The 24,004-nt window shown below is 38.6% G+C and carries 25 protein-coding genes; 9 read left to right on the forward strand and 16 right to left on the reverse strand.

Annotated elements, in window-relative coordinates:
* Window positions 1-2 precede the first annotated feature (2 nt).
* From L0B53_RS18925 to L0B53_RS18955, 7 genes are all read left to right on the forward strand, one after another.
* Entirely contained in the window at window positions 3-5,621 is a 5,619-nt protein-coding gene (locus L0B53_RS18925) for a conjugal transfer protein TraG N-terminal domain-containing protein (RefSeq protein ID WP_235062326.1), read from the forward strand.
* Window positions 5,622-5,694: 73 nt separating this feature from the next.
* A complete protein-coding gene (locus L0B53_RS18930) occupies window positions 5,695-6,723 on the forward strand; it encodes a hypothetical protein (protein WP_235062327.1) in 1,029 nt (342 codons plus the stop codon).
* 380 nt (window positions 6,724-7,103) lie between these two features.
* Entirely contained in the window at window positions 7,104-7,700 is a 597-nt protein-coding gene (locus tag L0B53_RS18935) for a hypothetical protein (protein ID WP_235062328.1), read from the forward strand.
* 79 nt (window positions 7,701-7,779) lie between these two features.
* Window positions 7,780-8,340: a hypothetical protein gene (locus L0B53_RS18940; protein WP_235062329.1), complete on the forward strand. Its 561-nt coding sequence runs from the start codon at window positions 7,780-7,782 to the stop codon at window positions 8,338-8,340.
* 180 nt (window positions 8,341-8,520) lie between these two features.
* A complete protein-coding gene (locus L0B53_RS18945; protein WP_235062330.1) occupies window positions 8,521-8,916 on the forward strand; it encodes a hypothetical protein in 396 nt (131 codons plus the stop codon).
* A complete protein-coding gene (locus L0B53_RS18950) occupies window positions 8,898-9,236 on the forward strand; it encodes a hypothetical protein (RefSeq protein ID WP_235062331.1) in 339 nt (112 codons plus the stop codon). The genes L0B53_RS18945 and L0B53_RS18950 overlap by 19 nt, the downstream gene beginning before the upstream one ends.
* A gap of 194 nt (window positions 9,237-9,430) precedes the next feature.
* Window positions 9,431-9,901 (forward strand): hypothetical protein, encoded by a 471-nt coding sequence (locus tag L0B53_RS18955; protein WP_235062332.1) that lies wholly within the window; start codon window positions 9,431-9,433, stop codon window positions 9,899-9,901.
* Window positions 9,902-10,115: 214 nt separating this feature from the next.
* On the opposite strand, the gene L0B53_RS18960 is transcribed toward L0B53_RS18955, so the two are convergent.
* From L0B53_RS18960 to L0B53_RS18995, 8 genes are all read right to left on the reverse strand, one after another.
* Window positions 10,116-10,355 carry a hypothetical protein gene (locus L0B53_RS18960; RefSeq protein WP_235062333.1) on the reverse strand — a complete coding sequence of 80 codons (240 nt, stop codon included), beginning with the start codon at window positions 10,353-10,355 and terminating at the stop codon, window positions 10,116-10,118.
* 16 nt (window positions 10,356-10,371) lie between these two features.
* The gene (locus tag L0B53_RS18965; RefSeq protein WP_235062334.1) at window positions 10,372-10,716 is read right to left on the reverse strand and encodes a hypothetical protein; all 345 of its coding nucleotides are present in this window, start codon (window positions 10,714-10,716) and stop codon (window positions 10,372-10,374) included.
* 296 nt (window positions 10,717-11,012) lie between these two features.
* Window positions 11,013-11,531 (reverse strand): hypothetical protein, encoded by a 519-nt coding sequence (locus L0B53_RS18970; protein ID WP_235062335.1) that lies wholly within the window; start codon window positions 11,529-11,531, stop codon window positions 11,013-11,015.
* Between the two features lie 80 nt (window positions 11,532-11,611).
* Window positions 11,612-11,989: a hypothetical protein gene (locus L0B53_RS18975; RefSeq protein ID WP_235062336.1), complete on the reverse strand. Its 378-nt coding sequence runs from the start codon at window positions 11,987-11,989 to the stop codon at window positions 11,612-11,614.
* 23 nt (window positions 11,990-12,012) lie between these two features.
* A complete protein-coding gene (locus L0B53_RS18980; RefSeq protein WP_235062337.1) occupies window positions 12,013-12,675 on the reverse strand; it encodes a hypothetical protein in 663 nt (220 codons plus the stop codon).
* 81 nt (window positions 12,676-12,756) lie between these two features.
* Window positions 12,757-12,960: a DUF4314 domain-containing protein gene (locus tag L0B53_RS18985; RefSeq protein WP_235062338.1), complete on the reverse strand. Its 204-nt coding sequence runs from the start codon at window positions 12,958-12,960 to the stop codon at window positions 12,757-12,759.
* Window positions 12,961-13,143: 183 nt separating this feature from the next.
* Window positions 13,144-13,518 (reverse strand): hypothetical protein, encoded by a 375-nt coding sequence (locus L0B53_RS18990; protein WP_235062339.1) that lies wholly within the window; start codon window positions 13,516-13,518, stop codon window positions 13,144-13,146.
* Window positions 13,518-13,670, reverse strand: coding sequence for a hypothetical protein (locus L0B53_RS18995; RefSeq protein WP_235062340.1), 153 nt, complete (start codon window positions 13,668-13,670; stop codon window positions 13,518-13,520). The genes L0B53_RS18990 and L0B53_RS18995 overlap by 1 nt, the downstream gene beginning before the upstream one ends.
* Window positions 13,671-13,775: 105 nt before the next feature.
* Here L0B53_RS18995 and L0B53_RS19000 point away from each other — a divergent pair, with 105 nt between their 5' ends.
* Window positions 13,776-14,594 (forward strand): hypothetical protein, encoded by an 819-nt coding sequence (locus L0B53_RS19000; RefSeq protein ID WP_235062341.1) that lies wholly within the window; start codon window positions 13,776-13,778, stop codon window positions 14,592-14,594.
* Here L0B53_RS19000 and L0B53_RS19005 read toward each other — a convergent pair.
* The 6 genes from L0B53_RS19005 to lepB all read right to left on the reverse strand — a co-directional run bounded on the left by L0B53_RS19005 (window position 14,583) and on the right by lepB (window position 20,423).
* Window positions 14,583-14,963 carry a hypothetical protein gene (locus tag L0B53_RS19005; RefSeq protein WP_235062342.1) on the reverse strand — a complete coding sequence of 127 codons (381 nt, stop codon included), beginning with the start codon at window positions 14,961-14,963 and terminating at the stop codon, window positions 14,583-14,585. The two genes, L0B53_RS19000 and L0B53_RS19005, sit on opposite strands and share 12 nt — an antisense overlap.
* A gap of 99 nt (window positions 14,964-15,062) precedes the next feature.
* Window positions 15,063-16,184 (reverse strand): TraU family protein, encoded by a 1,122-nt coding sequence (locus L0B53_RS19010; protein ID WP_235062343.1) that lies wholly within the window; start codon window positions 16,182-16,184, stop codon window positions 15,063-15,065.
* A 15-nt stretch (window positions 16,185-16,199) separates the two neighbouring features.
* Window positions 16,200-18,128 carry a hypothetical protein gene (locus L0B53_RS19015; RefSeq protein ID WP_235062344.1) on the reverse strand — a complete coding sequence of 643 codons (1,929 nt, stop codon included), beginning with the start codon at window positions 18,126-18,128 and terminating at the stop codon, window positions 16,200-16,202.
* Window positions 18,129-18,280: 152 nt separating this feature from the next.
* Window positions 18,281-18,421 carry a hypothetical protein gene (locus tag L0B53_RS19020; protein WP_235062345.1) on the reverse strand — a complete coding sequence of 47 codons (141 nt, stop codon included), beginning with the start codon at window positions 18,419-18,421 and terminating at the stop codon, window positions 18,281-18,283.
* Window positions 18,422-19,927: a TrbC family F-type conjugative pilus assembly protein gene (locus L0B53_RS19025; RefSeq protein WP_235062346.1), complete on the reverse strand. Its 1,506-nt coding sequence runs from the start codon at window positions 19,925-19,927 to the stop codon at window positions 18,422-18,424.
* Window positions 19,914-20,423 carry a signal peptidase I gene (lepB, locus tag L0B53_RS19030; protein ID WP_235062347.1) on the reverse strand — a complete coding sequence of 170 codons (510 nt, stop codon included), beginning with the start codon at window positions 20,421-20,423 and terminating at the stop codon, window positions 19,914-19,916. Before lepB ends, L0B53_RS19025 begins: the two co-directional genes overlap by 14 nt.
* Window positions 20,424-20,591: 168 nt before the next feature.
* Between lepB and L0B53_RS19035 the strand changes: the two genes are divergently transcribed.
* Window positions 20,592-21,470 (forward strand): hypothetical protein, encoded by an 879-nt coding sequence (locus L0B53_RS19035; RefSeq protein ID WP_235062348.1) that lies wholly within the window; start codon window positions 20,592-20,594, stop codon window positions 21,468-21,470.
* 148 nt (window positions 21,471-21,618) lie between these two features.
* On the opposite strand, the gene L0B53_RS19040 is transcribed toward L0B53_RS19035, so the two are convergent.
* Complete coding sequence (locus tag L0B53_RS19040; RefSeq protein ID WP_235062349.1) at window positions 21,619-22,422, reverse strand: ParB/RepB/Spo0J family partition protein; 804 nt, start codon at window positions 22,420-22,422, stop codon at window positions 21,619-21,621.
* Window positions 22,423-22,777: 355 nt separating this feature from the next.
* Window positions 22,778-24,004 carry a ParA family protein gene (locus L0B53_RS19045; RefSeq protein WP_235062350.1) on the reverse strand — a complete coding sequence of 409 codons (1,227 nt, stop codon included), beginning with the start codon at window positions 24,002-24,004 and terminating at the stop codon, window positions 22,778-22,780.

Consider the following 24,004-nt stretch of genomic DNA (forward strand, 5'->3'; position numbering starts at 1 on the left):
GCATGGAATGGACTATTTACACGCTTGGTAATTTCGATTTTACTTCACGCATATTTCGTGCTGTTCAGATGGCATTTGATCCATCTACGGGTGACTTTGGTAATGCTAACTATGTACTTGGTCTAGGATTATTACTTGCTGTTCTGGCTGGCGCATTGAAAGGTATTTTCGAGAAAGGAATGCCAGATTTTGGGATGGTCATTAAAGGCTACGCGCTCTGGTTACTCTTATTTGTACCAAGGGTGGATGTGGTCTTAGAGCAGCCAACGACAGGTAATGTGTCCTTTTATCCTGATATGCCTATTGGCCTTGCTGTAGCTGGCAATGTATCGACTTCGATTCCTAACGCCTTTCGTGAAATCGTTGAAAATCTCTTTGTCTTACCAAATTCAGGAAGCAGTCATGTTAATGCACTCCGCGCTTTGGTTAAGACTGAAAAAGCAGGGCAAGGTGACGGCTCCAAGAGGACATTAGATACCAACTTGGGTGATACTGACTTTTCTACATCATTCGTTAACTACATGAACGACTGTTATTATGAGGATATTCGCACTTCAGCTCCAAATACTGAAGCAAATCCCGCTGAACTATACTCGGCATTGGATTCGTGGGCAGCCTTAGAAATCACCTCAAACGCATGGTATACAGATGTAAAATTAGGTACAGCTACAGATGGCGTTTGGAAAAGAGAAAGTTGTGATGAAGCATATAGATTAATTGGAACATACTTCACTAGTCCACATTCAGATTTTCATCAAATGATTCAAGCGAACCTTATTCGTTTAAAAACGTCTGAAGTTGAAGTAAAAAATGCATTGGTCCAATTGGGAAATTCCTCAGAGGATGCACTCGATTTAGCAACCAACCAGTTTATTCAATACCATCTTTATAAGTCTGCTAACAGTCTGCCTAGCGATGATCCACTAAGAGCTTATCTTGCTGATTATCAAGAATTCCAAGCTAAAAACTCTCGAATTTATGAACAAGCTGGTGCAAAAGCGATGTGGATGGAAATGGCACCTGCTCTTATCTCTATTTTTGAAGGGTTTGTCTGGTTTTGTGCGCCATTAATCAGCTTCTTTGTCCTATTCGGAGAAAATGGCATTAAAACCTCGTTGGGATATTTCCGTTTTCTTGTCTTAGTTGGTCTGTATCCTGTGGTCGGTGTCTTAATCGATTTTTATCTAGATTGGTCAATTGAGCAATATAACTCAAATGATATTGTTGATGGCTCAGCCTTTACCATTGGAGGGATTTCTACATTTTATACGGAAGCTCAAAGCTACATTGCTAATGCGTCGTTCATGTACACATTCATCCCACTACTGGCTTATATGATGTTGAAAGGCGGCGAATACGCGGCTGTTTCAATGGCTAATCGCATAGGCGGTGGCCAAGTACAAGCAGGTGGTTTATCACCAAATATTGCACCAAACGTATCTGGCGGCTCATATAAGATTGGTACGCACACTCGCACGATGGGTGAAGATGGCTCTTGGGTAGGTACTCAATCTGGTTTTTCAGGTATCGGTATGGGTTCAATTTCGGGTATCAGTGGGATCACTTCTGGTACAACCAGCTCTACTCAAGCTAGCCATTCGACAATGAAAGCGACGAGTTCTGCAATTAATCAGCAATTGTCTAGTTTAGCCAAAGTTTCAAAAAGCTGGGTAGAAGGTGCAAACAGTGGCGAAGCGGGTCAAACGTCATTATCTAAAGGACAACAATATATCGCTCAAGTTGCCCATCAATTATCTAAAAATACAGGTAAGTCTTATGAAGAAGCCTATAGCACGGTTGTAAACGCAGGTGTTAGAGGCATGAGTAAGATCCCTGGTCTGCCGAGCTTTAATGCAACAACAGGCGGCCAGTTATCTGAAGCCGATAGAAAGTCACTGAACAAGGCCATTTCTAATGTTAATAGTGATTCAACAATCATAAAAAGTGACTTTTCTCTCCAGAATACTGCTGATTTAAGAAAGGCTTTTAGTGATGGTCGCCTTAATGACACGGCTTATACCAACATGAAACAATCAGCTCAACAGTATAATGAGGCTAAACAACGCATTGCGCTTAACAGTGCCACCGAGCAAAGTAGCAATGGAGTAAACTTAAAATTTGACTCTAACTTATCTGCCGCCATCGGAACGAACAACCGATTTGCAGCTTGGTATAAAAACCTAAAAGCAGAGGAGTTTGGTGGTAAAGATACTGACAAATACAAAGAGTTTGAACAAAAATATTTAACAACACTAAAAGCATTGAATGGCCATGAGGGTATGACTGCCGCCCAGATGTATATTCAGGATGTCAATGAGCGTCAACGTAATATTGGCACAATGGATAATAAAGAAGATCGTGCGGCTGCAATGAATAAACTCGGTGGAGAGTTTAGAGAAATCGGCACGAAGTTTGGTAGCGATCATAACTTAGTAAAACTCGGTGGTAGCTTAGAACAGATGGCCACTAACTTAAATGCACAAAAAATTGATCAACCCAAACTTGATCAAGATCCATTTGAGAAAGACCGTAAAAATATTGAACAGGACGTTAGAAATGGCGGTTCACAAGTTAAGGGAAGTGTTGATCATGCTCTCAATGGTAAAACTGTTACCAGCGTGAACAATCAAAATCAGGCTGAACTTAAAACACAAGACGAAGAAAATAAGAACAAAGCTGAACAGCAAGGCGAACAGCAAACTCAAGAGTTTAATCAGAGTGACGCCGCCAAACGGATTCTGCAAACGATTGGCTCTGGACCACAAATGGGTGAGTATGGTATGCCTAAAGCTGCACTTGAAAATGCGACTACGTTTATCAATAACACTCAAAAATCATTATCTACAACAGACTTAGAGAATGATACGTCAGCAGAACCTACGTTATCACCATATTCTAAACAAGTACCCGCTGTAATGGGCTTGGTTACAGATAAACTCAATGCAAATAACGTACTGAAAAATGAAAATAATCCTCTGTTAACATCTAATTCTAAAGAAGCTACGGCCTTAGCAACAACAGTTGCCCTATCAATGCCTGGAGCAAATGGAGAGCCTTCTATTTTAGAACGAGCGATTAATAATAATATCGTTTCTGACTTTGATAAAAAGGTAGGTGCTGAAATGATAAATAACAGTAAAGAAATTTATCAGCAAGCACAAGATAATCCAAAACTGATGGCGATGGCCACAGCGATTCGTGATGGAAAAATCACACCGGAATCTGCCGCTAATTATTATTCTGCAAGAGAAGGAGGTTTTGAAAGTAATACTAATAATCCTAACTTCTTCAATAATGCATATGCAGGCGCGCAGATTGTTGGAGATGAAAAATTACAAGGCCGACTAGCTCCAATGATCGGCCAACATGCTGCATTAAAAGATAATCCAACTACGCAACTACAAACAGGGACAAGTTACTCTACATTTACGCCTGATAATACAGCAGCAACATCGATATATCATGAACAAAAAAATGATAGTAAATTTGTAGATAACGCGATTACAGAAGGACAATCTTCATTTAATAAAGAAAATGAAGCAGAGCAAATCAAGCGTCAGACTGTAGTTACAGATAGCTTAAAAGAAAATGGTACACTGAGCAGTCAACAACACGATTTATTTACTCAAGCTCAAGTTCCTAATGCGCAGCTTTCTAAAGAGCAGTGGCAGACCGTTAATGGAATAGCTAACCAAAACGGTATCCAATTAACGCCTTACCAACAGAAGCGAGTTAATTTAAGCTCCGCTGGTGAGTTACCAAGCTCATTTACCAATAATTCAACATTGAGTCCAGTTGCACCACAAAGTAATGATGGGTTTAAGTTTTCCACATTACTCGGTAATAATCCAGCACCAACAGGTGTAGCAACCGAACCGAATAAAGCTGATGGTGGTCAATCACCAACCCGAACAACAGGGGTTACACCAACACCACAACCTGAAAGTGTTGCGCCTACTGGCAATGCCTCTGAGCCCAAAAATACTGATGGTAGTCAGTCGCCAACTCAAACAACAGGGGTTACACCAACGCCACAACCTGAAAGTATTGCGCCAACTGGCAATGCCTCTGAGCCCAAAAATACTGATGGTGGTCAGTCGCCAACTCAAACAACAGGTGTTACACCAACGCCACAACCTGAAAGTATTGCGCCAACTGGCAATGCCTCTGCGCCCAAAAATACTGATGGTGGTCAGTCGCCAACTCAAACAACAGGTGTTACACCAACGCCACAACCTGAAAGTATTGCGCCTACTGGCAATGCCTCTGAGCCCAAAAATACTGATGGTGGTCAGTCGCCAACTCAAACAACAGGGGTTACACCAACGCCACAACCTGAAAGTGTTGCGCCAAATGGCAATGCCTCTGAGCCCAAAAATACTGATGGTGGTCAGTCGCCAACTCAAACAACAGGGGTTACACCAACGCCACAACCTGAAAGTATTGCGCCAACTGGCAATGCCTCTGCGCCCAAAAATACTGATGGTGGTCAGTCGCCAACTCAAACAACAGGTGTTACACCAACGCCACAACCTGAAAGTATTGCGCCTACTGGCAATGCCTCTGAGCCCAAAAATACTGATGGTGGTCAGTCGCCAACTCAAACAACAGGGGTTACACCAACGCCACAACCTGAAAGTGTTGCGCCAAATGGCAATGCCTCTGAGCCCAAAAATACTGATGGTGGTCAGTCGCCAACTCAAACAACAGGGGTTACACCAACGCCACAACCTGAAAGTATTGCGCCAACTGGCAATGCCTCTGAGCCCAAAAATACTGATGGTGGTCAGTCGCCAACTCAAACAACAGGGGTTACACCAACGCCACAACCTGAAAGTATTGCGCCAACTGGCAATGCCTTTGAGCCCAAAAATACTGATGGTGGTCAGTCGCCAACTCAAACAACAGGGGTTACACCAACGCCACAACCTGAAAGTATTGCGCCAACTGGCAATGCCTCTGAGTCCAAAAATACTGATGGTGGTCAGTCGCCAACTCAAACAACAGGTGTTACACCAACGCCACAACCTGAAAGTATTGCGCCAACTGGCAATGCCTCTGAGCCCAAAAATACTGATGGTGGTCAGTCGCCAACTCAAACAACAGGTGTTACACCAACGCCACAACCTGAAAGTGTTGCGCCAAATGGCAATGTTGAAAGTGCGCAGCCCGCTAATACGACAGAACAAAATATTGATTCTGTGAGTAATCCAATTTCTATTAGTCAAAATTCGTCAGAGCTAGTAAATCAAGAACAGACTCGACAGTTAGAACAAGCCAAAAATGGCGGAATGGATAACCAAACTGCACAGTTATTTGAAATGACTCAAAACGCTGGTGTGGCTAACTTAACCAATAATGAGTGGAAAGAGCTTGGTGATGCAGCTCTTTCGAATAACATTCAGTTAAACAGCTATCAGCAGTCAGAAGTTGACCGAGTTAACCAAGACGTAAAGTATGAAGTACCAACAGAGTTATCCGCTGTCGATGCGATGATATCAGGTCCAAACGCAATGGATGGGTCACTAGATGTATTTAGCACAGAAGGTGATAGAGCCGATCTTCATTGGGATGGTACAGCCTCACCATTGGATATTGATTCCGATGTATTGAAGAAATAGCAGATTAGCATTTTTGCAATAAATGACCGCCTTTGACATAAACTAGTAAAAGTAGTTATTCAAAGGTGGTCTTATGCGTTATTTGGTATTGATGTTGATATTGTTAACAACAAATGTATCAGCCAAAGAAATCATCGGGAAATCAACCATTGCTATCAATGATTTAGAGCAAGAAACGTTTGACTACCTGAAACAACATGGTGTCTATTTTGCCACTAAGAATGCCTCAGAGCAGAGTGCATTTATTATTAGTGCAAGCGAGCTTGGTGCCATTTCTCACAATATCGTTAGCATGTCCAAAGATATCAAAAATGTCGAAGTTGTCGATTACAGCTATCGTGCTTGCCAACCCCATGAGTCCAATCACTCTCATTGCATCGATACCGTTGTAAAAATCACGTTTGATGAGAACATGGCCAAGAACCTCAACCGTTTACACTATAGCCGTGCGCAATTTCGAGTTGCACAACCATCACTTGATGACCAAAAAAAGAATAAACATCGATTTGATCGCAAAGGTGGGTTTGGTCTAGATCTCATTCCTTCAACAACCTACTCACGCTTATTTATTTACCAAGAAAAGAAAGACGTACTACCTTTAGATTTACCCTATGAACAACAAAAAGATACGAGCATTTACTATTCTATTCACCAAGATACATTGCCAACACTAAAAAAAGGACAGGTCCTTGCAACTGTTACCTTCAAAGAGGGTGCGCCTAATTCAAAAGAAATAGGCTATTACTTACATCAAAAAGCTTTAAAGATGATGAATTATCGTGCTGCTAACAAAGTCGTACAGGAAGAATTTGTTGCTTATTCTGACCCAATTTTTCATGCCAGTTATCAGGGCTTTTCACCTGCGATCACTAGTGCCAGTCAGTTTTATCAAACTAAAAAAGCGTGCCCACCTAACTATCCTAAATGTGTTAGCTATCATCAAGTTTTTAATATCAATGAGAAAATCAGTGATTCAATCGTAAACTCCCTTTCAACTAACGCTACAAGTAAAAAAAGAAATGGTCAGCTAACGAGATTGCCAACCTGTATCGCAACGATAAAAAATTCAAAGCACTTGAAAAGAAGTATCAAGCTATCGTAAAAGAAAAAGATATATATTCATCTCGATATTATGGTCCTGTATATGATGCCCGAGAAGAATTAACCAATCGCATCTATGAACTAGTAGAACTTGTAGTCAATCAGTATGCAGAACAACTGCAAGCCGCACTGTCTCATTATCATGGAAATTATGAAATATTCAGTAATTTAGAGCCGTTACACCCTAAAATCAGAGATGTTGCAGTTCAGCCGATTAATATTCATGGTATTTTTCTACATTCAACGTGGGACATTGGTGAGCGAATCATGGAGGTGAATTCACGGTTTGATTTCTCAACGCTTGTTTACGATCTTTGCCAATACAAGTTTTTTAAAAAATCCGATGATTTTAGAGCCACTACCTGTAAATCATGGACTCACTTGAGCAATTTAAAGCCAGATGGTTTTAGGAGTGGCGCAGGTGCGAACTATTGGCAATTAGCTAAAAAAGCCACGTTATTCGACTTCATTAGCAACACTGCTGCAGAAAAAATCTTGTATGGTGGAGGCATGAAGCCGAGCCAAATTAAAAAGCTAGATATGCCAGAAGCTAAACTTAGTTCTGCTGGCGTGTGTACTGGTATTTGGCCGATATTTCAAAACGAATATTTAAACTCAGTCGCATTGAGTCAGGATTACATTGAACTCAGTGAAGCAGGAAAGGTCATTGATCGCTTTTCAGCATACAGGTTTCATTTTGATTTTGAGAAAGATACGGTATTAAGTGGAGATAGTCCGTATAACCCTGCAGCCGACCCGTCCCGGTTATGTTATTTCACATCATTTACTATCAATACCTATATTGAAAATGACTTTCCACACAGTCGTCAAATAGGATTAAGCGTCATTGATTTAAGACCTAAAGCCCTCAATGCGGTTGTAAAGCGTGTGTATCCGAAAGGAGAGTTTGAAAATACTGCACCATCTCGCGGCCATCTGTGGCATTTTGATGCAAGTAGAATGGCACGAAAAAAATGAACCTTTTAGTCCTGTTAGCGCGGGTTTAGTCTCAATCACTCTACCATACTTAAAAATATCAGTATGGTGGAGCATGATTATGCGCGTAAATATCAATCTATTTTTAAAAAGAAAAGTCTTTCCTGTTGCTAAAAAACTCAATATCTCAGATAACATAGACACTGTGATTGAAGATATTCATGCTTCAATGGATACCGACTTATCCCCTAAACAAGCAATGGTATTATTTTGTGTGAAAAACCACATACCTGTTCCGTACCAACTTTATCGAAGTTGGTCAAAAGGTACAAAGAGCGTATTTGACTTAGTATCACAAACTCTGTCCATTAACTCATTAAACTCATTTATTACATCAAAAAAGCATCATTTTCAAAATGCAGTCTATTTTATGGATACAAGAAAATTGGCTAACGATCTTAATTTAGATAATTGCTTAGATTACTCAGCGTCTTTACAACAAGTTCTAGAATCAAAACGGTTAGTCATCTATTTATGTGGTCGCCGTATTTATATCGATGAATTTGGTAACACCAGTAAACCCAATCTCAACTCGCTCTATCACCCATCTGACAGCTCCCCACTTATCTTGACAGATTCCCTTTTTTTTATGGCTTATGTGTTGTTAAGAACCTTCATGTAATGTGGTTCCATCCCAATTCAACGCCAGAGGTGAATACTGAAAAATCTGGTTTTATTGTCGAGTTTATAGAAAAAGACAACCAAACAAACATAAAAGATTTCACATCTATACCATCAATCTACATTGACAAATCAACGGTTAATCCAACCATTTATTTAAATAAATTAGTCGAGGTAACTCATGCTGTATCAACGAATTAATACTGAACTACCGATTTGCAACACTATTCGTTTCTTTACTCACGGCCTTGCGGCATTGGTCGCATTAATGATGAGTAGCTCTCTCATCAATGGCTATGCATTTCCAGTTGAATTAACCGTACTAACATTCTTTTTGTACTTTCTATCGGCTTGGCGCATCAAAGTAAAATTGTTCTACAATCAGGTAAGGATTATTTACTCTCACGCATGGTTCAATATTTTCCGTCGCTCCGTGACAATTCAGAGCCATGAGAGACTAAAGAGCTTGCGATGTGAAGAACTCAATTTTGGTTATGTTCGCTGGATAGCGGTTTCAAATGTTGGCCACGAACAGCCTATTTTAATAGCCGGTAAGCAATGTTTAAAAAGAGTGTAATATCATCATGTCTAATACTACTTGCTGTCGCATGTCAAAGTGCGGCAGCACAGGTTATTTGTCTCGATAACAGACAAACAAGCCTTGATGATGTCACTAAACAAAAACTGGCTATTGATCTTGCTTTTATTCACTTGCTAGATACTCAGAATCAGCAAGTAACCACTTCTCACTATTTAAGCAATAGTACTTATGCCAACCAACATTTTGAGCACGAGCACTACTCTTTAGAAATAAAATCATCACTCTACCCCACCTCGGTTAAAACCGTTCGTATTGACGAAAACTGCTACCAAGTAAAAATAAATTTGGAAAACTAGGTAAAACAACACAACAAAGCTCAAATCACTCAATAAGAGCACTTACTATGTCTTCTACCATTTTATCTACTTTTTCCCATTGGCAGTCACGTTATCAATCAGATGAGCCCATTAAAGAGTTTTTTCGAAATTGGGCATTTTTAATGTAAGAGCAGTATCCCATCGAAAGTGACCTCATTTTAGATCGTCAATTTATGCAAGAGGCTGGTGCGGTCAAAGATGAAATTCACTATGCATTGCTTGACGGTAAAACTGGTTATATTTTTGACCTTCTGCATAAAGCAAACCTTGTTGATACCCCGATTATCGGATCAACATGTGAATGCTATGAGAACGAAACTTTAAGGTTCAAATACCCTGGTTATTCTAAGCAACCCCTTCAATACTTAGAGTCCATTTATGAAACTCAACCGAGTAGCAATCCGTTTGAAGACACGACGATTGTGTTTGAAGAACAAGACGATTTTTTGACTGCTATAATTATGATTCAGCTAGTCTATTTATTTCATCGACATACGAATAGAACTGGACTTGATTCAAATCCAAAAGTGATGGCCGTCATCAATTATTCAAGTGATGGAGAACCGACGCATCATACTTATTTAGCAGGAAAGTTAGACTATGAATATTTACCAATACATCAAAGATCAACCCGATTGCATTAAGGTCATGCTTGCTGGCAATGCCCTTATGTTCATGGGTGTCTTACTCTATAAGTATTCGCGCTCTATTGAGCATACTGGCTTTTTGTATTTATCTGGATTTTGTATGTTGATAGGTGCGGCAACAGGTATTACTTGCATTATTATCTTTATAAAAGGCGAGATTAGTAAGAATAGCACCAAGTAGCTCCAAAAGGAGCCACTTGATTAACTATTGTTATGATTTAACTTTCATTGACTTGAACAACTTAAACACAATGTAAGCAGTTAAGTTAACGGTAACACCAATCGCCATATAAAACGTAATTTCCGTTTCCATCATGCGAAAGACTTCTGAATTTCCAAAACGAGTCGGAAAATCAAATTGAATTAACCCAATTAAAAAAGGCAATGCCACAGTAGATAGAATAACCCACCCCACAAGACAATAGCTGGTCATATCTTTAGAAATTTTCATGATAATACCCTCTACATTAACGACGACGATTAGAACGAGCTTGATTATTAGAACGTTGAGCTTCACGCTCTCTACGTTCTGTCCAATACTGCTCTTGAGCTTGTGATGCGCGAGTTCGTGCATTTGTTGCATTTTCTTGCGCTCTAGCATTCTTTTCGCGTTGAAAATCTTGCTGTTGTTTTGATTTAAAATTCGCGTAACGTTGAGAATCACGAAATTCTTTATCAAATTGGTTATTCCATTTGCGAACATCATCTTCACACGGTAATTCGTCTTTAACGAATACATTGTTATGACGTTGTTCTTTAATGAAAGCGAATAGCGCGATGAATGCAATAATTACAATAGTTAAACCGATCATAATGATCTCCTATATAAAAAAAGCACTCATCTGCCCAATGGCAAAAAAAGTGCCATTGGCGGTGTTGTAAAAAAATACAACGTGGATGTATTACGCCTTTCGACAATAATACTCACTCAAAAGAGCGACAAGAGACTGCTTGCACAGATTCTAAGAATCGCTGCATCAAAAGATGCAAATCTTCTTATAAAGAATATTAAAAGTATAAAAGATAGGATAAGTAGAAAGGTGCGCTAACAGGACTAAATTGTTCTGATTTTTTTAAGTTTGACTCCATTGGAGTCAAACTTAGATAGTTAGAAAATAACTTTTTCCTCATCGATATAGACAGAGCGTGATGTTAATTCATAGCTATGAAGTAACTTATCAATTAACTCCAATGTCCAATAGTGCGCCTTGGCTTTAATTCGCAATAAGATATTATTGTGATCATCTTTAACCGTTAACACGCCTTTTGGATTAAACAAAGGCAATGTATCTGTAGCACCAAACTGAGCTATCTGCTTGATACAAGCAATGCAGTAGGTATGCGGTTTATTGTCAATTCGTGGGTAAAAAAACACACTATCGCACGGATAATACTCATTACACTTCGCGCAGTACTTCTCAACACCAAGCTCGGTTAAAATAAACATACCTTTTTCTAGAATATGTTCATCGTATCCGTTAGAGAAATCAAAAAATCTGACATCATTCACTCGGATTTGATGAATTAGAACTAGAGGTAAATTAAACTTTTCAGCGACATGCTGTATTGAGAAGCAGGCTAATTCGTGGCGTATTTTGTAGATATTTAATCGTAACTTACTGGGCATGTTAACCTCCATTAACCTAAAGAGGCAACACTCCCACAGAGGAAGTATTTTCCTCTTTGGGTAATAAGTTTTTAGTATCTCTATAAGATAAAAGAGATACAGGTTGTACCAATAGATAGCATGATAGCTAACATTGATATTTTAAACGGCAGTCGTATCGTGGCATCGTCATGCGACCATTGATGTTTTATGTGATCAATGTATGTCGCTTTGCGAACGACCAAACGAACGTCTGCATTTTTATAAACACTTAGTAACGACATCGTATCGTAATCCATTGCAATCGCATTTTTGGTTAGACCTGGTATGCCATTTGCACCCCACACTTTAACTAACACCCAATGCTGATTTTCTAGGTTAACAATAACTAAGTCTTGATTGCGTCTATAATTTTTCATCACGTTATTATTTACTCGAACGAATACTCTTTCAGAAAAAGCATCGTCTTTGGATAACATAATGACTCTAGTGAACAATCTCATTATCTTGCTCGCTTTACAGACAGGTGATATTCAGGAACAGGCAACTTAAAGTAGCCTTTCTGCTGATTTATCAATGATGCAAAGAGCACATACTCAAAGCTATTTTTCGGTCTGCAGAATATACGTGTGCGTTTTGAGCTATAGGTCTTCTCAACTTCCAACTCAAACTCATTAATAAATGAAAGCTTATTGCTTATTACATCTAGCGAGTCAAAATCCACATCACATTTAGGTTCAGGTAAGTAACCTGTAATACAATAAGGAAGTTCAAAACGTGACGCATTAGCTAATAATCTCCGCACTTTTTTAATATATCCTTCAGCAACACCATGCCTACCATTTGGATGAATATTGCCATTCTCGACATGAACAGCAGTACGAATACCGTGCTCCTCAAAAATTGATGAATGAATATCAATACCAAGCGTTGTCCAATCTCGTACACGTTGATTATCATCATTATATACATTTGATGGTCCAACCAAGGCTTGCAGAGTGATAACATCTTCAAAATTAACGACGGATAGACCGAATCGGTCACGCGAGAGCGAGTAAATATCGTTACTATCAATAGAACAACCAAAGAAATCAGCCGTTTCTTTCCGTAGTTCATCAATATCAATTTTAGTAGCGACTAGATCATAAAGAATTTCGTAAGACATAATAATCTCCAATAATATAGAGCTTACTTTTGTCCCACTGGACAAAAGTAATGCCCAGTGCATGAAATGAGTTAAATAAATCTATTCGACCAACTCAAATAAATCTTTATCTTGGATTAAACCAAGTGTGGCTCCGTTATCCCAAGCTACATGAATAGTGCCAACATCATCAACATGCAAAATTGTACCCAATAAGTTTGGAGACAATTTTTCATCATGCATATAGATGAGGCGTACTCGACGACCTTGTTTATAAAGGCGATGTACTATAAACGGCTTTAGCATAATTAACTCCTTGTTTAGCGAGTAGTCATGCTCTATGAGCAGTGTTCTACTCATAGTTCTTGTCGCAATGCGACGGATGGCAGGATATTTAGTCCCGATGACAGTTAGCTGCAGTCACAACAGTGTGATAGAAAAATCCTGATGGTATTGAGCCATCAATCAATTTCTATCGGGGAAAATTCTTTAATGAACCACTTTTTTATCTTGCAGTGTTTGGATGATCTTCTCTTTGACCGAAAGCGGGAGAGATAATATTTTCAAGTAGTCATCCCTTGCATCACTCGAATAAGTCCAAAGCAACGTTGCAAAAGCACGCAAATCAAACAAGCCTTGATCATCAAATTGAGTAATCAAAGCGACTTCATTATCATCAATAGCAACATAAGAGCATTGGAGTGCATTGCAGCGTTCAGGATGGAAAATATTTAAAATGATTCGCCATTCAATTAGATTGAAATCATAATGCTTTAATGCCTCAATTGGATGATTAAATCGTTGAGCCATCATCATTTTCTGATCACTAGAAAATGTCTCTCTTTCCAAATTAAAAATCTGCATCAGCTTTTTCCTTTACCTAATTTATTCTTATAGCGTTCTCTCAAGTCAGAACGAACTTGCTCTTGTATCAGATTCATTCCTTCTCGGTAATTTTTATCTGTTTCAGCATTTTTGCGATAAAAATTAAATAGCATTTGTTGATAACCTGTCATCACTCACTCCACTTTTAAATTGTTAATACAAGTACTTAACACTTTTTAAAACTATGGGTGTTGGGCCTGTTATAGTGTTCGAATCAACCGGGCGAGGATCTGATTATGAACAACCAATCTTTCAATAAAAAAATCATCAATGACATTGCAGAGCTTAATCAATTGGTCAATGAACTGTTATTGACGATGGATGTACAACAATTAAAGTCGTGGATTACTCCTCATTTAAATAAACGTCATTTCGCATCACTTGCACTTAACTCAACACGCGATAAAGATATGGCAAAAGAAGCACTCATCTCATTCAGCAGTATTGATGAGCTAATCAAATTAGAGCCATCAGCATTTTTCATTCAAACAGTGATTCCCAAATACTCTGTTTATCGCAGTCATTTATTTAATTTTGACGCGCATTTATCAATGATGGCCTTTGAGTTAGAGTCGGTTAACCACTCAACGTCAATCAATGTGTGTAACAAATATCACGCTAACGAATCCATTGATGATGTAAACCAAGAAGGCTTCTTTATTATCAGAAAATGCCTATCTCATATTCGCTCTAACAGCTCTATCAATGAAGTTGCTGGCTATATATTAAGAACGTTGTATCTCGATAAAGCCGACTTTCTTAAAAAGCAAATTGAGCATAATATTACGCATGACGAACTCGTTTATGATAATGAGCCCCAAGTTTCTTCAAATCCAGAAACCGCGCTCTTATCTAGCTCTATTGAAGATGAAGTTCAAAGCCTGTTTGATAATCTCAAGCCTATGCATCAAATCATTTTTTTAAATGATGCAGGGTTATTGGACAAGCAATATGATATCGCTGAGATTGCTTCCATATTTTCATGTTCAAAAAGTTTGGTAAGCCACAATAAGCACCAACTCAATAGTCAGCTTGAATCGCTATTAGTCGCCTAAAATGGCATCTAAAATTCCCACCTTGGCTTGCGTCACATACTTACCACTTGGCAAGATCGTGAGTAAGCCTTGCGTCATTTCTTCGATACTATTTTCATAACCTGCGCTTGTAAGTGATTTATGCAGTGAAACGACATCACTAACAGATACAGTACTCTTATTAAATTGATTCATCGTATTAGAATAAGCGGTAAAAAATGAGTTACATGAATCAAAGTTGTCATTAGCAATGGATGACTCACACTCATTATATAATGACTTCACTTCCGTATATGGGTTGCCTTTATCGCCAATAAAACTATAAGTAGCAAACGCCATCACACCCGCGATTAATCCATATTTAAATTTATTATCAATAAAAATACTCATGACACTATCCTTTTCTCTCATTAACTACTCATAAGTATGGTTGATGAGTCTTACCCAAACCTGCACTAACAGGACTAAAACGTTCCGATTTTTGATGAGTTATCTCAAGCAGCAATCATTCCACTGATAAATGAGATAAACATAGGCATTTTTGCTTGGTCGTGTTCGGTTATTTCCCCACTTCCACGTTGACTCACCAAGCTTGTGACAGCACTCTTGGTCATAAATGGTTGTCGTTTGTGAATTGTTTTCTGTTGAATTACCGACACTGCTCGCACCATCCATCATTTCAACGGTCGTATTCTGCGCTTCGGGAACGGGGTATAACATCGATGAGCGGTATTGGGTTTTTGGGAGCATTGGTGCGTATTCAACTTCACATGTTCCACTTGTTCTATGATCGCCCATTGTGAGCCAAGCTTGTCCTCGACGGTGCAATACACCAAGTAAGCGAGCAGTAAGCAGCTCAGTATTGCGAACGGCATCATCATCACTGGTTGTTACTGTTCCGGTCATTGGGTATAAATTTCCCGCGCAAGATGCACAAAAATAATTCTGCTCAAACTCTGCACCAGCCATTAAAGCGGCACAATCCGCAGTACAAATACTTTGAGCAATTGGGTTAGCAAAGACTATGGACTCAGGGAACATCAAGAAGTTGAGAAAATCATTGCCGTATAGCGGATCAACTTCACTAAAGAAAGCTAAATCAATGGTGTTCGATGGCCCGGTTGGACAATCGGCATTAGTGAACATCCCAATGATTTGCATGATTGGATAAATCCAGTACTTGTAGTGCATGAAGGACTTATCATCCATCTCTTGCGTGCTCTCAGTACCTAGATTTCCAAGCAAGGTAATATCATCTGATAATCGCGATCCCGAAAGTGACGGCATACAATACGGTGTCGGGCTGTAAGACACTAGGCGAGATGGCTCAAAATAGCCGATAGGCAAACCAATTTCAGGCAACCCTAAAGCTTCATCAAAACACATGCAAAATGGTGAATCTGGTGCAGCTCCCGTAGGTGCATCACCAATCCCTGCCATGCGAATTGGAAGCAAGCAAGACCAACACATTCTATCAATAATACCACTCAAAATATTCGCATCGGGACACATATCACCTGCAAGCTCATTCTCTGTGGCAGATACCGTCGCACTATAGCCAGAGAGTGTAATTGTGAGTGCAAATAGAAGTGTCTTAAAGAGTTGTTTCATTACATGCTCCTTGCTTTATGGCATATCAAATAGGTGGCTCGTTTGAGTTCCCCACGAGTTTTGAGGCGTTGAACGCTGATAACTATCGACACCAATTTGCTCTGCATATACAAGTGAACCATTGTTGTTGGCATGATTACCAAGACCACCTTGAATTGAAATATAATTATCAAGTGCATTACTTAGGCTTGACCAAACAGACGAAGAAATTGAATTCACATTAATTGCAATAATATCGTTAGCCGTCCGTTTACTGTTTAAGTGCGAAGTCACTGATGAGACAAATGAAGCAACAGCCGATGAGCTAGAACTACCGTTATAAACAAAGAAGTCTATTTCTTGTGTTTCATAGTCAAGATAACCAATTTGAATTTTTCCAGAGGGAGATTCTTCACCGTTGAGTTCTAAATAGTTATCACAAATGTCTGAATCCGTCTGAGCGCAACTGACTTGCACCACTCGTCGAAAATCATGAAGTGAATCTAACCAAGGAATAGAGATACCAAAGTTCACTCGCTTATTGGCTGCATTATGTGTAATAAAAGTTAGCGGCGTACCATCTTTTAGAATATCAATGTCTATTTCAACACTATCGCCTGGCTGTAGAGTGTCATTGCCAAGTCGTATGTAAGATTGAGAACTAACAAGATTAGTGAACGTTGCTTTATGAATACCTGTAACCTCATTTCCTTCAGATGAAGTTAGAGCAGGAATAACATAACGGACTAATGATTGATTGGAATTAATGGAAAGTGGTTTAGAAGAAACAGGCACACTTGCTGAATAACTATAATCGTGCGGTTCATTTTTTTGTGCAACATAAAACTGGAATGGACCAAGACGAACGGCACCTGAGTTATCAGTATGCTTGGTATCGATATAGAACATCTGAACACTGTCGGATTGCGATAAAGGCGGGTCTATTTTAATGCGGTTGTTATTGTTTTCGATAGTAACCCATGAAGGTGCATTAACGAGTGTTGCCTTTGCCTCATTAATTTCATCATAATTAACATAAGTAATTTCGTCTGAATAAACACGGGCTGGCATCTCGATTGTCATGCCGCGTCCTTTGACATCAATGGTTGCTGTGCCATTGCCGTAAATATATGAAGAATCTGTTACACGATAAACTATAGCTGCATCTTCATGGCTATCTGAATCAGCAGTGTAGGTCACGGTACAACCTGAAATTGTAGCTGTTCCGCCAGTAAAAGAATCTAGCGAGCAAGTATGTGTTTCAGTGGGATTTTCGTCGGTGTATTCAATAGTAAATTGAGAGCTAGAACCAGAATGAATTGCAATATTTTCATTATCTACAGCAGGTGGATAAAGTTCTTCAATACCAATATATTTTACGCCTGCTTGGGACCAGTTTGTAAAACCAAATTTTCCATCAGCATCGGTGATAGGTTCATCAAAAATAGTATCGCCATTTATTTTAAATAATACTCCAGTTGGCTTAATATGTAACTCAAATTGATAAACGGTATCTCTGGACCATGAATAATTATCTCTACGGTCAATCAATGTTGAAAAGGATGTATTTTGATCATGCATAAGCCACCCATAGCTTTCCATATCAGAAAAAGTTCCTCTCACTTCTACCAGTGCAATGCCTCGTTTCGCACCACTTTGATCGCCTTGCTTCCAATTGATTAAATAAAATTTATCTCCTCCATAACCAAACATAATACCAATATAATCATCATCACCTTCTGTTACCTGCCATCCTCCTCTAAACACTCTATTACCATATGATTCAGATGATAAGAACGCAGTTGGCGAACCATTGACCGTCTGAGTTACAGAGTAGGTATCTGAGGACAAATTCCATGTTCCACTGCCGATTTTTGTCCAATCAGACATAGACACTTTTTGCGCTGTAGCAAATGACAAAGAAGGAAATAGAATACTCATTGTTATTAGCAAAACTCGTAGCATAAACACTCCTTACCTAAAAATTAACCACAGCATACAAATCCAACTCAACGTTACACTCAACACCAATATGAGAGCTAAATACCAACGCACCGATTTACTATCTATTTCTATAAACTCAGCTTCTTCAATGTCATTTAGCTCTCGAATGTTCATTACAAGTTCTCCACAGTTTCTATGACTTTATCCGATACAACATCAGTGCCATCTCTGACCGAATCCGCAATGGTTGGATTGTTGTCAGCCAAATAAACACCTAATGCTACACCGACGATTAACGCTAGGATGGTTTTCATTTACTCCTCCTCACTCTCCTTTTCTATACGATTTAATTGATTTTGATAACGGACGGTTTGCTGTGAAAATTCTTTAATTTTCAATCGTGCATATTCCGTTGTTTTAATTTGTGTAGGCGTAACAGTGAGATCAAATCGTTGAATGATTTCTCTATTAAGCATCTTGATTGGGATCTTGAAATATTGATTGAGCTCTGCAAGTTGAGAGAAGCCTCTTTCACCATCGATACGAGTGGCCAACAACATCACTGAACCAATGGAGTCGGTTTCCACCAAATGCTTCACAAAAGCGAGTTCTTCTTCATCATTTGGATCGAATACGTACATGGTTAAATGACTTGGCACGATGGCCAGTGGATTAAACATTTCACCAGCTTTGGCAAGAACTGTTCCATCGACTGCTCTCACTTCTTTTTTTACAACAACCGTTGGGTTAAATAAGTAAGTTTTATCTTCTTGTGATGGAGCTAAATCGAAGTATTCACGGATTTTCCAATGGCGTGCAACTGCTTCTTCTTGCGCTTTTTCCCAATCATAACGTTCCATCCGTGACTTCATTTCTTCAATCAAATCTCGCTCGGCAATTTTGTTCACATTGCCTATCTCGCCTAAATGAATGTGGTTAACACCTTCCTCTTTATTAACTAATGCAGTTTCCGCTTTATCTTGCAGATAGCTCGGATTTACCATGCCAAAAATTTTCGCGTAAAAAAGATTACCGTCGTAGTCTTGGCGTTCATAAACCAACGCTGGCACACGGTTTATACCAAATCGTGTAAAGGCAGTTGGATCGAGATAAACAGAGGCTATCTCCTCATTTTTTGTTACTTCATTAAGTGATGCATGATTTTGTGACTCACGCATTTCATGACTAATACGGTCAAGATTTGCTTGCATTTTCATGACGTATTTGGCCATTTCATTCACTGAGTCTGTTCCTGGTGCAAGTCCACGATAGATAACACGACCTCCCCACTCAGCAGCTAATTCAAACGCCTTTTTTTGTTGAAGTTTGCTCATCGACGTAGAGACAAATACCCATAAAATCGGTTTATTTCCCGCTTCTGGATAATCATTATTTGGCTCTTGGTTTTCTTCTTTAACTTCAGATTGAAGGGGTGTCGTCCCTGACATCTCGGGTATCTCCCCTGCACTAGCAGAAGACGGTTTAAGTAGTTCACCTACTTTTTCAAAATTGATTGATGGCAATCCATCGCTGTCTTTTGTCACCAACTCATGTTGATGTGCCAACATATCATCGTTGATTTGTTGGGATTGAATTCTTATGCCTTGAAGTTCAGCTTTGAATTTATCTGAAGCTAGAACTTCTTTTGTACGATTGATGATTGCCTGATTTTCTGCGCTTACATTCTTTTGATTGTCCGATATGGTCGATTTAGAGTCGTTTATAAGATCGTAATCATCGGCAGTTAGCTTGCCATCGGCCATGACTGTTTGACTCATAAATAATGCTGAAAACAGAATAGACCCTCTAATAAATGGCATAAGCGACTCCTTCAATATTTTTTGTACTTACTGTTCCCCAGTAACGCGAATCAAACGAACTTGGTAATGTGCCTAATGCGAACACTTGACCAACTTCGACAGTGAACGTTTTTTCAATCATGCTCAGTGGCCAATTCAGATAGTTCAGCATTCTTGTTGCATCAACCGCGTATTCTCGACTGTAAGAACGATTAGTCACAATCACACTGTCTTTATTAATCGTCACTTGGTCACCTTCTAGGGCAGCTGCAATTTTTAGAAACTTGGTATTATTAGCAAATAATGGCTCTGCATTTTCAGATCTGAAATAGATAAGTTGTCCTCTTTTTATAGACGTATTCCAGTTGTCGATAAGGGCAACATCTACGGGTAAGCAGCCAGTGGTTTTAGATCCTGTAAATGCGATTGAATATCTTGAAAACAGATACAAACAAATAATCAAAAAACAGGTGATAAAAAATAAAATCTTATTTCTTAACTGAGGTTCACTTGCCATCTCTGTCATGCCTCTTGCGATTGCTTATATATAAGTATGAGAGATAGTTTCGAGCCAAACCTCTGCTAACAGGACCAAATGACCCCGATTAGACGATATTTTTATTTTTTTGGAGGTTTTCCTGATTTAACACATCAATGAGTAACAAAATGAAAATAGGTAATCATCATGTCTTTTACCCCCGACCCAAATTATTTAAATAACTATCGCCGTGTCTTGAACAATGCTGAACAGAAACAAGTGCAGTCAAATGTTGAGCCTCAAAACTCTGTTCCACCAGAACCGCAAAATGCATTTCAGCAACATCATCGTATGAGTCAGCATAGCGATCACATTCGAGATGATGTTGATATTTACGAGCCGCAAAGTGATGGCAATAGCCATTCTCCTAACTACTTTAATCAAGTTCAACCACAACAAGAGTCGCAACATCCACTCATCGAGAGCCACTCGAATCAGCAACAAACTCAGCAAGAGTACAAACAAATCAGAGAACATGGTTTGAAAGTGCATGGTCGAAGTGCAGCATTAGATGTGAAAAATACAATTGTGATAAAAGAGAAAGAGCAGGGTATTGTTGATCAAAATGGCGAGGTTAATGCTTTTCACACGATTACCATTGAGGCAGCGAGTAGTCTTAGTGATGGTAGTCGAGCATTTGATTGGTCGGATAAAATTATTATAAGGCTAACTAGCAATGAATTGCCTTTGTTTATCGCAACCTGTTTTGGCTTTCTAAGCTCAATTAAATTCGGTAATCACGGGGTAGGGGATAGAAAAGGTAAGTTCTTTGGAATCGCGCATCAAGGAAAGAATCTTTTTGTCCAAGTTGGTCAGCCCAAAGAATACTGTAAAAACCCTTCAAATTCGATTAAATCAATACCGGTTAGTCTGCCAGATGGCACAGCATTGGGACTAAAGGCACTTGGCCAATATTGTACTAATTTCCCTAATATAAATAGTCAAACTGCTTTGGAACAGATAAGGCAAATGGCAAATATTTACGTTAATAATGGTTTTGCTAGCATTGAAAATAAGCTGCCATAAATGAGATTTTAGTTGGTAAATCAGCCTGATTTGAGTTGGTAAATCAGGCTGATTTGAGTTGGTAAATCAGGCTGATTTAAAGGTGGTAGAACTCTAATAAATAATGCTAAATCAATATGTTACACCTGTATTTTTCATTGGTTATTTTTTATTTATTTACCGAATTTTCGAACCATGCAGTTAGTGTTTTTTTCAATGATTCTGATTGTTTGGCGTTGAGCCTCCCAAAATCATAACTAAAGACATCGCCTTTCTTGATCTCTTTTAGATAGGTTCGATGATCGTGTTTAACCAGTATTGACTTCTCAGTTTCAGTTTTAACCTTTTTAGGCTTTTTAGGGAAATCAGTAATTAGTGAAATTATCTTATCTTTTAAATCTAAGCCCGTTAGTTCAATACCATCAAGTTCCTCACGTATACCATTAATCATTTCGTCAACGGCATCATCGTTAATTAACTTTATAGCGTTGTCTATTTTCGTGAAGTCAGGGTGTTTTAATAGATTTATATCACTAAATAATTCAATGATCTTCTCGGGTTGTCGTCCAGCTCTTAATAATCGATTAATAGTAGGAACACTTTTCCCTTCAATCTTTGCTAGTTCATCAGGACTGAGGTTATGGGCTGTCTGCTTTTTATAAAGTCTTAGCCCTTTTTCCCACAGTGAATGCTCTTTAGCTGTTTGCAATGCTTTAGCTAAATCTTTGGCATCTTTTGTCGTAATTGTATCTTTAGTAACTAATACTTTGATTGTTGGTTTATTAGCTATTTTAAGGGCAGCTCTACGTCTTGAACCATCCAGAATTTCAACTGTTCCATCTGGCTTTTCAATACCAATGGCAGGGTAATATTGAGTTTTACTAATGGTAGCTAAAACATCTTTAAGTGACTCTTCTGTTATAAAACTTTGAGCGCGGCCATTATTTTCAAATTCAACAACAGTTTGGTTCAATGGAATATCTTTTAAAATGAATGTCGCTGTTTCGCCACTGGTAAGCTCCCAAGTCTCTGAATAAGGTAAATTTGGTTGCTCTTGATGCTCAGCTTCGGAATCTAGCTTTTTCTTCGCTCTAGAAATTAGATTACTAATTATCTTATCTAATTTAGCAATATTAATATTAATATGCTTTTCAGCAAGTTTAATACTAGTGGGATTGAGTGGTTTTTTTCTTTAATTGCGGTCAAAGCATTCTTTATCTTATTTCTATGATTCTTACTCGCTAAGTTAGCAATTATTTCAAGTTCTTCATTTGTAGCTTCACAAAGGTAAACGCGAAAATTGTTGGATTTGGTTGATGTTGACACGCTTATTTCTCCATTGTTCGGCTGCGTAAATAGTTATTGAATGATTCCCACTCACTGTGTGCTTCTCTAATTGACTTGCTCATTTCTGATGAGGGAAGGGAGTAGGTGGTTTGTTTATCAGCAGATAAAGATTCATAGCAATCCTTCTTGCTGATATATTGCGCGTACACCTTATCACCAAAGAGTTGCATATATTGAGCGTAATAACTCCGAGACGATTCATTATTTGAGAACATGACTGGCAATATAATCAGGTCAGGATCTTTAGGCTCAGCCAACTCTAACTCTTGATTAATATCAAGATAAAATTGATCCATCGATAAAATGAAATTGATACTGGATTCAAAATCCATTGCCTTACAAGGAGCAGGAATAACAACGGTATCGGCTGCAAATAGCAACATCTTAATAAATGTATTGTTATGTGGCGCACCATCAGCAATGATGTAATCAAATTCTGATTCAATAAGATCGATAAATTTTTCTTTGAATAACTTAAATACCTCATTACCTGAGTAATCTTCATCATCCAGTGATAGTTCTAATTGATTTAAATAACCTTCTAATGCATTGTCATCGGTAAGTGCAATGGTATAGAACATATTGGGTAAGTGAGAGGGACGGATTATTTCATTAAGTAAGAATTGCTTCTGTTCATCAATACCCTCAAATTCATGGTCATATTCACCCATGAGATAACGGAAAAGAGTTTTTGTTGTATAGGGGTTGGTATAACGGCCATCTAGAAATGAGTTAATATTGCCTTGTGGATCATAGTCAATGAGTAAAACTTTAGCTTCCGCTAAATCCATTAACGCCATACCCATTGCAGCATGTAAAGCCGATGTTGATTTAGATGCTCCACCTTTTTGATTCACAAAGGCAACTAATTTGGCTTTATGGTTTTTGAATTTCTTAACAACCTGAAATTTGCTTTTTTTACGGGCTTGTTGTTCTAGTTGTCTACACGCATCAATAATCTTATATACTTCATCTAAAGTATAATAATATGGCGATTTCTCGTTATATTGAGTACCCAGTTTTTCACCAACAATGGCTTCAATATCAGGTATTTTGTTTGAGAGTGCATTAGTCGAAGAACATCCAGCAGCTTGAAAGATTTCTCGACGTTGGTATAAACGATGCTGAACACGATCAAATTCCTCATCAGTCCCTTCGTATTCTTCTTTGAACTTTGTTAACAACTCAATCCGTTTTTGACGATCCAT

The sequence above is a fragment of the Vibrio sp. SS-MA-C1-2 genome, from assembly GCF_021513135.1.
Taxonomy (GTDB): Bacteria; Pseudomonadota; Gammaproteobacteria; order Enterobacterales; family Vibrionaceae.